This is a genomic window from Mangrovimicrobium sediminis (genome assembly GCF_004745945.1).
Taxonomy (GTDB): domain Bacteria; phylum Pseudomonadota; class Gammaproteobacteria; order Pseudomonadales; family Halieaceae; genus Mangrovimicrobium; species Mangrovimicrobium sediminis.
The window spans coordinates 195,112-207,612 of record NZ_SRLE01000001.1; the positions used below are offsets into that span (position 1 = coordinate 195,112).

General features: G+C 67.5%; 12 protein-coding genes. 3 read left to right on the top strand and 9 right to left on the bottom strand.

Annotated elements, in window-relative coordinates; translation table 11 throughout:
• Nucleotides 1-119: 119 nt before the first annotated feature.
• Both E4634_RS00855 and E4634_RS00860 read left to right on the top strand, forming a co-directional pair.
• Nucleotides 120-506 (top strand): limonene-1,2-epoxide hydrolase family protein, encoded by a 387-nt coding sequence (locus E4634_RS00855; RefSeq protein WP_135440706.1) that lies wholly within the window; start codon nucleotides 120-122, stop codon nucleotides 504-506.
• A 43-nt stretch (nucleotides 507-549) separates the two neighbouring features.
• Nucleotides 550-1,065, top strand: coding sequence for a nitroreductase/quinone reductase family protein (locus tag E4634_RS00860; RefSeq protein ID WP_135440707.1), 516 nt, complete (start codon nucleotides 550-552; stop codon nucleotides 1,063-1,065).
• A gap of 22 nt (nucleotides 1,066-1,087) precedes the next feature.
• Here the strand turns inward: E4634_RS00860 and E4634_RS00865 are convergent, their stop codons facing one another.
• The 7 genes from E4634_RS00865 to E4634_RS00895 form a co-directional block, all read right to left on the bottom strand.
• Nucleotides 1,088-1,456: a hypothetical protein gene (locus E4634_RS00865; protein ID WP_135440708.1), complete on the bottom strand. Its 369-nt coding sequence runs from the start codon at nucleotides 1,454-1,456 to the stop codon at nucleotides 1,088-1,090.
• A gap of 257 nt (nucleotides 1,457-1,713) precedes the next feature.
• Nucleotides 1,714-4,107: an arylsulfatase gene (locus E4634_RS00870; protein WP_135440709.1), complete on the bottom strand. Its 2,394-nt coding sequence runs from the start codon at nucleotides 4,105-4,107 to the stop codon at nucleotides 1,714-1,716.
• Nucleotides 4,108-4,193: 86 nt separating this feature from the next.
• Nucleotides 4,194-4,850, bottom strand: a complete 657-nt coding sequence (locus E4634_RS00875; RefSeq protein ID WP_135440710.1) for a TetR/AcrR family transcriptional regulator — start codon at nucleotides 4,848-4,850, stop codon at nucleotides 4,194-4,196.
• 71 nt (nucleotides 4,851-4,921) lie between these two features.
• Nucleotides 4,922-5,677 (bottom strand): SDR family NAD(P)-dependent oxidoreductase, encoded by a 756-nt coding sequence (locus E4634_RS00880; protein ID WP_135440711.1) that lies wholly within the window; start codon nucleotides 5,675-5,677, stop codon nucleotides 4,922-4,924.
• A 70-nt stretch (nucleotides 5,678-5,747) separates the two neighbouring features.
• Complete coding sequence (locus E4634_RS00885) at nucleotides 5,748-6,803, bottom strand: enoyl-CoA hydratase/isomerase family protein (RefSeq protein WP_135440712.1); 1,056 nt, start codon at nucleotides 6,801-6,803, stop codon at nucleotides 5,748-5,750.
• 43 nt (nucleotides 6,804-6,846) lie between these two features.
• Nucleotides 6,847-8,469, bottom strand: coding sequence for a class I adenylate-forming enzyme family protein (locus E4634_RS00890; RefSeq protein ID WP_135440713.1), 1,623 nt, complete (start codon nucleotides 8,467-8,469; stop codon nucleotides 6,847-6,849).
• Nucleotides 8,470-8,487: 18 nt separating this feature from the next.
• Nucleotides 8,488-9,027, bottom strand: coding sequence for a VOC family protein (locus E4634_RS00895; RefSeq protein WP_135440714.1), 540 nt, complete (start codon nucleotides 9,025-9,027; stop codon nucleotides 8,488-8,490).
• 306 nt (nucleotides 9,028-9,333) lie between these two features.
• Between E4634_RS00895 and E4634_RS00900 the strand changes: the two genes are divergently transcribed.
• Nucleotides 9,334-10,413 (top strand): AraC family transcriptional regulator, encoded by a 1,080-nt coding sequence (locus E4634_RS00900; protein WP_135440715.1) that lies wholly within the window; start codon nucleotides 9,334-9,336, stop codon nucleotides 10,411-10,413.
• A 137-nt stretch (nucleotides 10,414-10,550) separates the two neighbouring features.
• Here E4634_RS00900 and E4634_RS00905 read toward each other — a convergent pair whose 3' ends face one another.
• Both E4634_RS00905 and E4634_RS00910 read right to left on the bottom strand, forming a co-directional pair.
• Nucleotides 10,551-11,399, bottom strand: a complete 849-nt coding sequence (locus tag E4634_RS00905; RefSeq protein WP_135440716.1) for an alpha/beta fold hydrolase — start codon at nucleotides 11,397-11,399, stop codon at nucleotides 10,551-10,553.
• Between the two features lie 45 nt (nucleotides 11,400-11,444).
• A complete protein-coding gene (locus E4634_RS00910; RefSeq protein WP_135440717.1) occupies nucleotides 11,445-12,326 on the bottom strand; it encodes a TIGR03620 family F420-dependent LLM class oxidoreductase in 882 nt (293 codons plus the stop codon).
• Between the last annotated feature and the right edge of the window lie 175 nt (nucleotides 12,327-12,501).

A 12,501-nucleotide genomic window follows, 5' to 3' on the forward strand; every position in this document is an offset into this window, starting at 1 on the left:
TGTCACGCAACTTTAGCATAATCGGTGCTCGCGCTACCGCAGTACATTCGGTGCACTGAGTATCGATTCTGCGCGTGGCCAGGCACACTCCTCCACAATCATAAGCACAGGAGATACGCATGCCCACCAACGCGGAGATTGTCACCGAGTTCGTCCACTGCTGGGCGGACAAGGACATCGACAGGATCATCGACTACTTCACCGATGACGCCGTCTACATCAATATCCCGATGGACCCGCCCAACCACGGCAAGGCGGAAATCCGCGCCATGATCGAAGGCTTCATCGGCAGCGCCGAGGCCATGGATTTCGAGATCTTCCACCAGGCGGAGTCCCCCGATGGTATCGTCATGAACGAGCGCTGCGACCGCTTCCTCATGGGCGGCCAGTGGGTGGAACTGCCGGTCATGGGCATCTTCGAGCTCGAGAAAGGCAAAATCAAAGCCTGGCGCGACTACTTCGACCTCAACCAGTTCACCAGCCGCATGCCGCAAGCGGCCGGCTGACCCGCTCGCCCCTGCGGCGACCGGCAACCACAAGGAGATTGCAATGAGCGACGAAAGCAGCGCGGAGATCCGCGACACCCGCGCCGACTGGATGACCGAACACCGGGCCATGTACCTGCGCTCCGGCGGCGCCGAGGGACACATCATGGACCTGACCGCGGTGGGCGCCCACCCCTTCGGCACCCACTGCCTGGTGAAATACACCGGGCGCAAGAGTGGCAAGATATTCATCACGCCCCTGTGCTACGGCGCCATCGGCGGCGAGGTCGTCATCGTCGCCTCCAAGGGTGGCGCCGACCAACACCCCGCCTGGTACCTCAACATCCGCGAAGCGGACGAAGTGCAGTTCCAGATCGCCACCCAGGCGTTTCGCGCCAGCTGGCGCGAGCCGCAGGGTGCGGAGCGCGAAAAGGTATGGAACTTCATGGTCGACTGCTACCCGTTCTACGCCAATTACCAGGCCTCTACCGAACGCACCATACCGCTGGTCATGATGAAGCCGCTGGAGGCGATCGACGTATTCCGCGAGGCCGACGCCACCGGGGTTCGCCAACTCTGAGCCGGCGCGGCGGCGAGCGCTCTCAGTCGGGGAACTCGCGGCGCACGCGCTCGAGAATCTCCGCCACCGCCGCCCGCGCCTGGTGCTCGGAGAAACCCTCGACGAGCAGCGCGCGGCTGGCCGCCTCCAGGTAGTCGCCCTTGCCCGGGTGTCCGTGCAGCGCGAGTTCCTGGTAGATCCGGATGCAGTCCTCGGCCAGGGTCAACGAGACCAGGTTGAACTCCTCTTCCTCCAGCTGCTTGAGGCTGGCGGTGAGCCGCCGCGGTTCGCCCAGCAGCGACTGCATGACCTGGGCCCGCTCGACGTCGACGATGCCGTCCTCGATCAGCAGGTTCATGGTCTTCACCACGAGGTCGGTGTACTTCCAGTGTTTGTTCAGGTGATCCAGCATCGACGCATCTCCAGTGCAGTACAGGTGCGATCGAGTGCGTGTTCATGCGCCTCTCGACCGTGCCTGCCAGCGTAGGGAGAGCGCGGTTTTCACCACATTGCCGGGCGCGCCAGGCACATGCCATTGCGCGCCATTCATGCGGATGACGGGGTTTTTCCGGAATTTCCATTGGTAAATCGGGTGTCGGTGCTGCGATTACTGGAAGCGCAGCGAGCCCGCCGGACAGCCCGGTGGGCACGCTGCCATGGGTAGTGGGATCAGTGTTCCGCTGCGGCGGGTCTGCGCGGCATCTTGATGCGCACGCTCACCTTGTCGATGGTGCCGCTGAACACGCCTTCACGCTCGTAGTCAGGCGCCACCGGCACATTGCTGTCGCGGCCGGTATCGAAGGTCTCGCCATTGCCCGCCAGGGTCCGCGGGCGCCGCGCGATGGGGCCGCTGGCCACCGGCTCGCCATCGACGCTGATGCTCAGTTCGCCCCCGCCGCCCTTGCTCGCCGTGAAATCGAACAGCAGCGTGTGCTTGCCCGGCGCCAGTGCCTGCTGCGCCGCGACGCGCGACTGCGCACCGGGCAACGGCAGGCCGGAGACCGAGGCATAGGCCACCGGACGGCCTTCGTCGAGGAAGAAGCTCCAGCCGCCGAACTTGCTGCCGGCGGCGACGATCACGCCCTGGGCGCCGGCCTCCGGCACGCTGATCTCGGCCTCGACGCTGAAGGGCAGGAAGAAGATGGGCGGCGCCGACATCACCTGCAACTGGATGTCGCGGCCCCAGTAGACATATTCCGGCCGCGGCAGCATGCCGCTGTGGCGCGCCATGTTCATACCGCGCTTCATACCGCCTTCGTCCTGCAGCGGATAGACCATGTACTTGCGCGCCTCGCGGTCGAACAGCGCCTGCATCTCGCGCAGTTTCTCCGGTTCGCGGGCGGCCAGGTTGTTGGCCTGGGCGAAATCCTCGCGCAGGTTGTACAGCTCCCAGGTGTAGGTGCTGGTGTCACCGCCGCGCTCCACCGGCATGTTCCAGGGCATATTGCGCGGCGTGGTGTTGGCCAGCCAGCCCTCGTGGTAAATGCCGCGGTTGCCGTGGATCTCGTAGTACTGGGTGGTGCGCACGTCCGCCGCGTCGGCATCGTCGAAACTGTAGAGCATGCTGCTGCCGTGGATGGGCTGCTGCTCGATGCCATCCACCCGCGCCGGGGCGTCGATGCCCGCCGCCTCGAGCAGCGTGGGCATGATGTCGATCACGTGGTGGTACTGGCTGCGCAGCTCACCGCGCGCGGCAATGCCCGCGGGCCAGGAGACCACCAGCGCATTGCGCGTACCGCCCAGGTGTGAGGCCAGCTGTTTGAACCAGGGGAACGGCGTGTCCATGGCCAGGCTCCAGCCGCTCTGGAAGCCCTGGTAGGTGTCCGGCCCGCCGAGCACGTCCAGGTGCTGGGCCAGCCATTGCAGCGGGATGCCGTGCTGGCCGCTGGACAGGTCCGCCATCTCGTTGATCGAGCCGCTCTCTCCGCCCTCCGCGCTGGCGCCGTTGTCGCCCTCGATAAACACGACCAGGGTGTTGTCGGCGATGCCCATGCGCTGCAGTTCGTCGACGATGCGGCCGAACTGCGCGTCCTGGTAGGCCAGTTGCGCGGCGAACACTTCCATAAAGCGCGCATAGACTTTCTGTTCATCGGCGGAGAGGCTGTCCCAGGCCGGCACCACAGCGGGCCGCGGCGCCAGCACGGTGTTCGCGGGGACAATACCCGCCGCCTTCTGCCGCGCCAGGATCTGCTCGCGCTCCACGTCCCAGCCGTGGTCGAACCTGCCGCGGAATCGCGCGATCCACTCCGGAGGCGCCTGGTGGGGCGCGTGGGCGGAACCGGTGGAGTAGTAGATGAAGAACGGCTTGTCCGGCGCGGCGGCCTTCTGGTTGTGAATCCAGTTGATGGCGCGGTCCGCCAGTTCCCGGTCCAGCAGGTAGCCCGCGGGCCGGTCGGCGTCGCGCACCGGGGTGATGCCCTCGTACAGCGCCGGCTGCCACTGGTCCGAATCACCGGCGATAAATCCGTAAAAGTACTCGAAGCCACGGCCGGTGGGCCACTGGTCGAAGGGGCCTGCCGGGGTGCGCTCCGCGTGCGGAATGTTGTGGTCCTTGCCGAACATCGCCGTGCTGTAGCCGTTGTCGCGCAGGATGCGCGCCACGGTGGCGGCGCTAGGCGGAATGCGGCCGGTGTAACCCGGGTAGGGGCTGGGGATGTCCACCAGCGTGCCCATGCCCACGGCGTGGTGGTTGCGGCCGGTGAGCAGCGAGGCCCGGGTCGGCGAGCAGATCGCCGTGGTGTGGAACTGGTTGTAGCGCAGGCCGCGCTGCGCGAGGGCATCCAGCGCCGGAGTCGGGGTCGGGCCGCCAAAGGTGCTGGACGAGGCGAAACCCACATCGTCGGTCATCACCAGCAGGATGTTGGGCGCCCCCGCCGGAGCCTTGAGCGGCGTCGGGTACTGCGCGGTGGACTGCGCCGCGGTCGGCTCCAGGGCACCGGCGAAGGGTTCCGGCGCCGGCGGCAGCGCCTGCGGCGAGGCGGCCTGCAGCGGCACGGCGCCCACCAGCAGCAGTGCGGTGAGCACGCCAGGCAGGCGACGGGACAGACGGAACGGTATTTTCATTATGGCCTCCGCGAGTGAACTCGACGCCGCGCCCACACGATAGCGGGCAGCGGCAGGCGGCACGTTAAGTCAACTGTCTTAACAAGTCAATCATCCGGCGCTGGCGCCAGCAAGCCGGCGGCGGCAAAGGCCACCGCGCGCTGCAGGTGGGCGTCGCGCGCTTCCGGGCAGTGCGGTCCGCCCGGGGTCGCGCCGCGGTCCCAGTCGACCACGGCGATCAGGAACACCGCCACCGCGCCGAGCAGGCGCACGCTGAACTCCTCGGCGGAGAGCCAGTCCACCGCGGCGCGCAGGCTGGAATCGATCTCGCGGGTGACATGCGCGGTTTCGGTATATCGGTTCCACTGGCGGATATCGCCGAACAGGCGCAGGCCGAGCAGGAAGGCGGCGAACGAGCAACGCCCGGCGGAATCGCGTTCCTCGGCAATGGGCAGCAGCAGCGCGCGCAGCAGGCTGGCCGCCTCGGCGTCCTGATCCGCCGAGCGGGCGGCGGCGAGATGCTCACTGCGGGCGATTTCCAGGGAGGCCATGCGCCGGTCGAAGATCGCGCGGATCAGCCCCTCCTTGCTGCCGAAGTGATACTGCACCGCGGAGTTGTTGGCAGAACCGGCGGTGGTGGCGATCTGGCGCAGGGAAACACCGTCAATGCCGTGGCGCCCGAACAGGGCCTCGGCTGCATCGAGAATGGCGTCGGCGGCGGACCCGCGGCTGGCGGCGTTCGCGACGGCGGAAGTCTTGTCCATTATTGGTATCACCTGGTGGGACCAGGCGAACATTGAACTGGAAAACGCGCCGCCGGTAAACCGCGGCCGGGTTACATCACGGTCCAGGCACCGTCCACGGCGATGGCCTGGCCGGTAACGAAACTCGATTGTTCCCCGCACAACCACAACACGGTCTGCCCCACCTCGGCGGGTTGGCCGAGGCGGCCGATGGGGCTTTGCTCGACCAGCGCCGCCTGTACTTCCGGCCCCATGGAACCGCTGGCCATCGGCGTGTCGATCAGGCCGGGACATACCGCGTTGATACGTACGCCCTGGCGCGCGTATTCAAGTGCGGCAGTGCGGGTAAGCCCGACCACGCCGTGCTTGGAGGCGACGTAAGGCGGCAGCCCGGGGGCGCCGACCAGGCCGGCCACCGAGGCGCAGTTGACGATGGTGCCGCCGCCATGTTCCAGCATCACCGGGATCTGGTGGCGCATGCAGTGCCACACGCCGGTGAGGTTAATGGCGATTACCCGGTGCCAGTTCTCCGGGCTGGTTTCCGCCGTGGGCTTGCCCAGGTCGCCATCAATGCCCGCGGCATTGAACGCCGCGGTGATGGGTCCGAGGCGGTCCACGCAGGCCTGCACCGCGCTCTTGACCATGGCGTCGTCACTCACATCGCACTGGAAAAAATGGCACTCGCCAATTGCGGCGAACGCCTCCTGCACCTGCTTGCCGGCGGTATCGTTAACGTCGACCAGGGCGACCGCGTAGCCGGCGCGCAGGAACAGCTCCGCGGTGGCCTTGCCGATGCCGGAGCTGGCGCCGGTAATGAAAGCGACTTGTTTCCTGTCTGCAGGGGTCATTGGAAATCCTCGCTATGGGGTGCGCGTTCCAGGGTAGTGGTCGCCGTGCGCCGGTTGCGCACAGCGCGGTTCAGCCGCCGAGCTTCTGCTCAAGGGCTTTCAGTTGTTCCTGCAGCGCGGCCACCTGGGCGCGTAACAGTTCTACCTCGTTGCCGGCAGGTTCGGCAGGCGGACGGCTCTTGTAGCTCAGGCGCCAGTCCTCGGGGAAGTTGGCGTCGTTGTCCTTCACCGCGTTGTTCAGGCCCTTGTCGAAGGTGTCGTCGCCGAGGGCCAGTTCGTCGCCGTCGGTCTTGACCATCGGCAGCATGGACTCCAGCCAGCCGGTGAGCACGCTGCCCATGTATTCGCCCTGGTTCTGCTTGAACACCTCGAAGAAGGTCTTCTGCATCACCACCGTGTCCGTGGGCCGGTTCTTCGCGCAGGCCAGCGCGTATTTCAGGGTTTCCGCCTCCAGTTGCTCGCGCGGCACCACGCTGTTCACGAAATGGCAGTCGTACATCTCCTGCGCGGTGAACGGCCGGCCGGTGAACACCATCTCCTGGAACTTGCGCAGCCCCATCATCAGGGCCCATTGCCACATGCGCGCCGCCCAGCCGGCGTAGCGCCAGGCGGAGTGGCCGAACAGGGCCTCGTCGGAGGAGATCACCATGTCCGCGTCCGCCGCCTGGTAGAAGTGCCAGCCGTAACAATAGCCCTTGGCCTCGACGATGCTGATCTTCTTGAAGTCCTGCAGGCTGCGCATGCCCGAGCCGGTGGTCGCGTAGTGCTGCACCAGGGTGGCCAGGTAGCGGTAGGAATCCTTCGGCGGGTACTTCACCCCCTCGTCATCGGGGATCTCAAACTCGTGCAGCAGCGACGAATCCATGTTGTCGGAGAAGAGCTCGGACTGCTCCGGCAGGTCCGCACCGCTGCCCAGGTGGTTGCCCACACCGCGAATCACCAGCACCTTGACCTCGTCGTCCACGTTGGCCCGCTGTACCAGCCTGGCATAGCGCTGGCGCGCGGCGATGGTCGGGGCGTTGAGGTAGTTGGGGCGGTTCAGGGTGATGGTGGCGATGCGCGTCGCCGGGTCCTTCTCGTAGAGGATGATGTCTTCCGGGGACGGGCGTTCCGACGCTTGGGACATGTGAGGGTAACTCCTGGTACCAGTGAAAGGTCGCGGCCGCGGCTCAGGCCTTGTCCAGTTTGCCGGCGATCATCGCGCCGATCTCGTTGAGCTTGAGCTTGCCGGTGGAGGTGCGCGGAATTTCCGCCTCGGTAATGAACACGATATCGCGCGGCACTTTATAGCTGGACAGCCGCTTGCGCAGCGCCTGCTGCAGTTCCGCCGCGTTCGGCGTGCAACCGGCGGCGGGCACCACCGCGGCAACCACGCGCTCGCCGAGTTCCACATCGGGCAGGCCGGTGACCACCGGCAGCTCGACCTCGGGCAGTGCGCGCAGGGCTTCCTCGACTTCCAGTCGCGAGACATTGGCCGCCCTGGTCTTGATCATGTCGCCGCGCCGGGCGACGAAAAACAGGTAGCCGTCCGCATCCACGCGCACCAGGTCGCCGGTGGGGTAGAAACCGTCCGGCGTGAACACCTTGCGCCGGTCGACCTTGTAGAAACCGTGCATCAGGCCGCCGCCGCGCAACTGCAACTCGCCGACCTCCCCCGCCGCGACTTCCTCGCCGGTCTCCGGGTCGACCACCCGGCGCTCGTAGCCGTGCACCGTGCGACCGGCAGCGCCGGCCTTGTCCTCGGGCAGGCGCACGTTGAGCGGCTCCGCGCTGTGCACGGCGAAGGTCTCGCTCATGCCCAGCGGATTGGTGCACAGCTGCGGCGGGATCAATTCCCCGTTCTCGTCGCGGAACTCGCCGAGGCCGACGATGCTGTCGACATCGATGCCGCGTTCCTTCGCGGCCGCGCGCAGTTTGAACAGCATGTCGCCCCAGCTATTTAAGCGGTTAACCGCGCAGCGCTCGATGGTCTCCAGCACCACCTCCTGCTCCGGCGTCTGGGGGTAGACCAGGGTGGCGCCGACGCTGAGCGTCTCCAGCGCCATGACCAGCCCGCCCAGCCAGAACACCGGCAGCAGGGGCATCATGCGGTCGTCGGGCTGGAGCAGGAAATAGCGCGCCACCTCGCGCGGGTGGCGGGCCAGGGTCCACTGGGTGTGCACCACCGCCTTGGGCGCCGAGGTGCTGCCCGAGGTGTAGACGATCACCGCCTCGTCGCCGGGGGTCACCTCGTTCTCCACCGCCTGTAACAGGGCGGCGTCCGGCGCGCCGGGGCGTTGCGCCAGCGCGCGCAGCTCATCCACCGACGCCGCCCAGGGTACGCCCTCGGCATCGTCCAGCCAGATCGAGCGCAGGTGCGGCGCATCCGCCAGGCGTAGGCGACCGGCCTCGGCATCGGCCAGCGCGGGCAGTGCTTCTTCCAGGGTGACGACATAGTCGTGGCGCAGGAAGCGGCGCTCGGCGATCAGTATCTGCGTATCGCTGTTGCGCAGGATATGGCGCAACTCGTGCGGGGTGACCAGGGTGCTGACCAGCGAGACCAGCGCGCCGATGCGCATGCTGGCGAGGAACGCGGTCATCCAGAAGATACCGTCCGAGGACAACAGCGCGATGCGCGCGCCCTTCCCCGCCCCCAGTTCAAGCAGCGCGCGGGCCAGCTCCGCCGAGCGCCGGTCGAGTTCGGCGTAGGAGACACTTTCACTGAGAGTCACCACGGCGTCGCGCGCGCCGCGGTGTTTCACCTGCGCGGCAAACAGGGCCGGCAGCGTGGCGGGCATGTGTTCGTCACTCATTGCAAGCGGCCTTCGACTTCAACCGAGACGGCGGATCGGGTCACTGCCGTCCCAGTTGGCGGCGGCATCGCTGAACTGCTTGAAGATCATGTCCGCGGTGGGGTTGGCCTCGACCAGTTCGACCATGAAACCCAGGGTGGCGCTGAGGTCCACCCAGCAGGTGCGGAAATCGATCATGATGCCGCTGAAGGCGACCTCCGCACCCGCCGCGGTGTAGGCGGCCAGTTGCGCATCGAAGTCCTCGCAGTACAGCGCGGTGTGGTGAAACCCGGCCTGCCCCGCCGGCACCAGGTCGCGGAACATGGAGGGGGCGTCGTCGTGCTGGCAGATCAGCTCGATCTGGGTGTGCCCGGCCTGGGCGATGGCCGCGGAAATATCGAAGGGCTGGTCCGGGGCGGGTTGGCCGCGGTACATGGCGTTGCTGTAGCTGGGTTTGTCGAAGACGAAAAACGGCCCGACGCCGGCGCAGCGCGTCCAGTGGTCTATCGCCGCATCGAGGTCGGGGACGACCCAGCACATCTGCATGAAATCGCGCTCGGGAAACGGCATCAGGGACATCGGGTTCTCCTTCTCTTGTTATGCACAACGGACCGCTGAAACGCCCGCCGGCGGGCATCTGGAACGCGGGGCGCGGGCAGCCGGCGGCCGCGCCTGGCACGACGACCTGACCGCCAGTGTGCCGCCGCGCCGGGGGGGATTCTCGACAGATGCTGTCCATTTTTCGACTTCCCGGCCAGCTTGCGCGAGACACGCCGGGGCGGTTAAGCTCCGTGTCTGACAATAAACCGATAAGAATCGTCAGTTACTCAGGACGTCGCCGCCCGCCACCCCGGGCCGTTGCCACGACGTACCGGGAGGAGCGCCATGCAAGCCCAGTTCAGCCTGTCACCCACCGCCGAGCGCCCGCTCGTCCCCTGCCCCGGCCAGGGCAAGTTGCGCGCCGGCTACCTGCGCGGCTTCACCGACCTGATCAGCAGCTTCGGCGCCGACCCGTCCAGCATCCTCGCCCGCGAGGGCATCGACCCGCAGAGCTTCGACGACCCGGACCAGGACATCGAGTGCATCGCCGCGGTCAACCTGCTGGAGTTCTGTAGCAGCCATTTCCAGGACCCGCTGTTCGGCCTGCGCCTGGCCGAAATCCAGGATCCGGATGTGTACGGCTGTGTGATGGCCATGGCGCGCGCCGCCCCCAACCTGCGCCAGGCCCTGCAATGCCTGGTCGACTACGTGCCCACCTGCGTCTCGCCGGAGGCGGGCTTCGAACTGGCCACCACCGGTGGCACGGTGGAGCTGCGCTGGTCGACCAACGTCGGCATGGGCCGGCTGGAACAGGTCAACCTGCACGGCATGCTGCTGAACATGAAGATGCTGCACATCCTCGGCGGTGAACATTTCCGCCCGCGCTACGCCAACCTGACCTGTTCGCTGGACCGCGCCAGCATCCGCCGCCTGCAGGACCAACTCGGCTGCCGCGTGCGCGGCGGCGCCAGCTCCAACGCCATCGCCTTCAGCGCAGACGCCCTGGACCAGCCCCTGGCCAGCGCCAACCGCATGTTGTTCGGCCTGCTCGGCCGCGGCCTGGCGGAACTGTGCGCCAGCGCCCGGGCCAGCTTCCGCGAACAAGTCGAGGCCTGCGTGCGCCAGGCGATCTCCAGCGGCCAGTGTTCGGCGGACGATTGCGCCGAACAACTGGGCACCTCCACCCGCACGCTGCAGAAACGGCTGGCGCGGCTGGGTGTGAAGTTCTCGGATATCGCGCAGGAAGAGCGCATCAAGCTGGCCAAGCACGCGCTGACCTGGAGCGATTTCTCCCTCGACGAGATCGCCTCGCGGCTCGGTTACTCCGAGCAGACCAGCTTCGGCCGCGCCTTCAAGCGCGCCACCGGCATGACCCCCAAGGCCTACCGCAACGCCGCGCAGGACGCCTCGCGGGCGATGGCCTGAGGGGCGCCGGGCCGCGCCCCGCAGGTCCAGCCCCGCAGGTCCAGCCCCGCAGGTCCAGCCCCTCAGATTCAGCCCCTCAGATTCAGCCCCATAGAATTAACCCCGCGGTTTCAGCCGCAGGTTCAAGCCTCCCCGGCTTATTTCTCGTCGAGCAGGCCCGCCAGCACCGCATCGAACGCCGCGGGCCGCTCGTACATGGCCCAGTGCCCGGCGTCGGCAATCACCCGAAAGCGCAGCGCGGGAAACTGCGCGCGCAATACCGCCTCCTGCGCCGCCGGGTCCGGGTGCGGGCGGTCGTGTTCCCCCCAGATGGCGTCTACCGGTGCCGCGATACTCGGCAGAATGCGCAGCAACTTGTCCGGCAGGACGAGATCGATCGGGTTGAGGCGGCTGGCGGCGCCATTCTTCGCCTGCAAGTACAGGGCCAGCTCGTCCACGCTCGGAGGGTGATGCAGCATCAGCTGCAACAGGTTGTGGCGATTGACCTCGCGCCGGGCGTCGTCATCCAGCCCGCGCATACCGCGCAGCTCGACTTCGCCGCGCGGTGTATCCAGCCCGCCGGTGCCCACCAGTAACAGCTGCCCTACCCACTCCGGGTAGTAGGCGGCGAGATGCGCACAGGCCACGCCGCCAAAGGAAAAACCCACGACCTTCAACGGCCGCGGTGCGCCGAGCAACTGGCGCAGGCCGGCGTCCAGCGCGGCGCTGATGGCGCGGTGGGTGGGCTCGGCGGGCAGGGCCGAGTCGCCGTAGCCGGGCAGGTCCACGGCCCACACGCTGTAGTGCGCCGCAAGGGCTTCGATGTTGCGAATCCAGTGGGTCCACGAGCCCTGGGCGCCGTGGGCGAGCAATAACGGAGGTCCCTGCCCCCAGCGGCGCCAGACCATCGCACCATCGCCGCAGGGTGTCTCCGCCCGCTGGGCGCGGCGTTCGAAATCGGCGACCAGTGCCTGGGGATCGCTGCCCGCAGGAGTGCTAGTGCTCATCACCACCCCCACGCGGTGTTGGTATTTCACAAGGCCGCGCCGGGATCATGCCGCCGGCGCCAGCAGCTCGAGGATTTTTTCATCCGCCGGCGCCAGGTTGCCCTCCTGCGCCGGCAGCACCTGCACGCAGACCTGGTCCGCGCCGGCATCCCTGTGCGCCTGCAGGCGTGCACGGATTGCGGACTCGTCGCCCCAGGCCACCAGCGCGTCGATCAGGCGGTCCGAGCCGCCGCCGGCCAGGTCTGCCTCCGTGAAGCCCTGGCGCAGGAAACTGTTGCGGTAGTTGAGCAGCGGCAGGGAATGGCCGATGACCCGGCGCGCGATCTCCCGGGCGCGGGAGGGGCTGGTTTCCAGGATCACCTTCTGTTCCGGGCAGAGCAGTTTGCCGGGGCCGAGGATTTGCCTGGCGCGGGCGGTGTAGTCCGGCGTCACGTTGTAGGGGTGAGCGCCATCCGCGGCGCTGGCGGCCAGGGCGAGCATCTTCGGGCCCAGTGCCCCGAGCACGGTGGCCGGGCGCTGCGCCGGGGCCGGCCCCACGTACTCCACCGCGGCCATGCTCTCGAGGTAGCGACGCATGGTTTGCAAAGGTTTGCCATAGGTATGGCCGCGCCAGCCCTCCACCAGCGGCGCGTGGGAGACGCCGAGCCCGAGCAGGAAGCGGCCGGCGGAGAGTTCCGCGAGACCGTACTGGGCGTTCACGCAGGCCATCGGGTCGCGCGCGTAGACGTTGGCGATGCCGGTCGCGACCTGCAGGCGCTGCGTGTTCGCGAGAATCCAGCCGGCGGCGACCATGGGGTCGCGACCGAAGGCCTCGGGCAGCCACAGGGTGCCGTAGCCCCAGTTCTCCAGGCGGCGGGCGAAAGCCGCGGCCTCGGCGGCTGTGAATCCATGGGTCAGGGCCCAGACACCCAGTTTTGCCAGTTGCATGCTTCCCTCATTTCTCGATCTGTCGCGCAGTAGGCGTGCCGCGCAGCATCGCCCACCAGCGTGCCACGAGCCTAACAGCAGCGCGGCCGCCGCGCGCGACAAGTGCCACGAGCCTAACAGCAGCGCCGTCGCCGCGCGCGACAATAGCGGACAGCAAATGGATTTTTCACGCCGG

Excerpts from the sequence above, each read along its gene's own strand:
- E4634_RS00885 (WP_135440712.1), bottom strand. The coding sequence starts at position 6,803 with ATGTCCCAAGCGTCGGAACGCCCGTCCCCGGAAGACATCATCCTCTAC.
- E4634_RS00865 (WP_135440708.1), bottom strand. The coding sequence starts at position 1,456 with ATGCTGGATCACCTGAACAAACACTGGAAGTACACCGACCTCGTGGTG.
- E4634_RS00870 (WP_135440709.1), bottom strand. The coding sequence starts at position 4,107 with ATGAAAATACCGTTCCGTCTGTCCCGTCGCCTGCCTGGCGTGCTCACC.
- E4634_RS00905 (WP_135440716.1), bottom strand. The coding sequence starts at position 11,399 with ATGAGCACTAGCACTCCTGCGGGCAGCGATCCCCAGGCACTGGTCGCC.
- E4634_RS00880 (WP_135440711.1), bottom strand. The coding sequence starts at position 5,677 with ATGACCCCTGCAGACAGGAAACAAGTCGCTTTCATTACCGGCGCCAGC.
- E4634_RS00900 (WP_135440715.1), top strand. The coding sequence starts at position 9,334 with ATGCAAGCCCAGTTCAGCCTGTCACCCACCGCCGAGCGCCCGCTCGTC.
- E4634_RS00910 (WP_135440717.1), bottom strand. The coding sequence starts at position 12,326 with ATGCAACTGGCAAAACTGGGTGTCTGGGCCCTGACCCATGGATTCACA.
- E4634_RS00860 (WP_135440707.1), top strand. The coding sequence starts at position 550 with ATGAGCGACGAAAGCAGCGCGGAGATCCGCGACACCCGCGCCGACTGG.
- E4634_RS00890 (WP_135440713.1), bottom strand. The coding sequence starts at position 8,469 with ATGAGTGACGAACACATGCCCGCCACGCTGCCGGCCCTGTTTGCCGCG.
- E4634_RS00855 (WP_135440706.1), top strand. The coding sequence starts at position 120 with ATGCCCACCAACGCGGAGATTGTCACCGAGTTCGTCCACTGCTGGGCG.
- E4634_RS00895 (WP_135440714.1), bottom strand. The coding sequence starts at position 9,027 with ATGTCCCTGATGCCGTTTCCCGAGCGCGATTTCATGCAGATGTGCTGG.
- E4634_RS00875 (WP_135440710.1), bottom strand. The coding sequence starts at position 4,850 with ATGGACAAGACTTCCGCCGTCGCGAACGCCGCCAGCCGCGGGTCCGCC.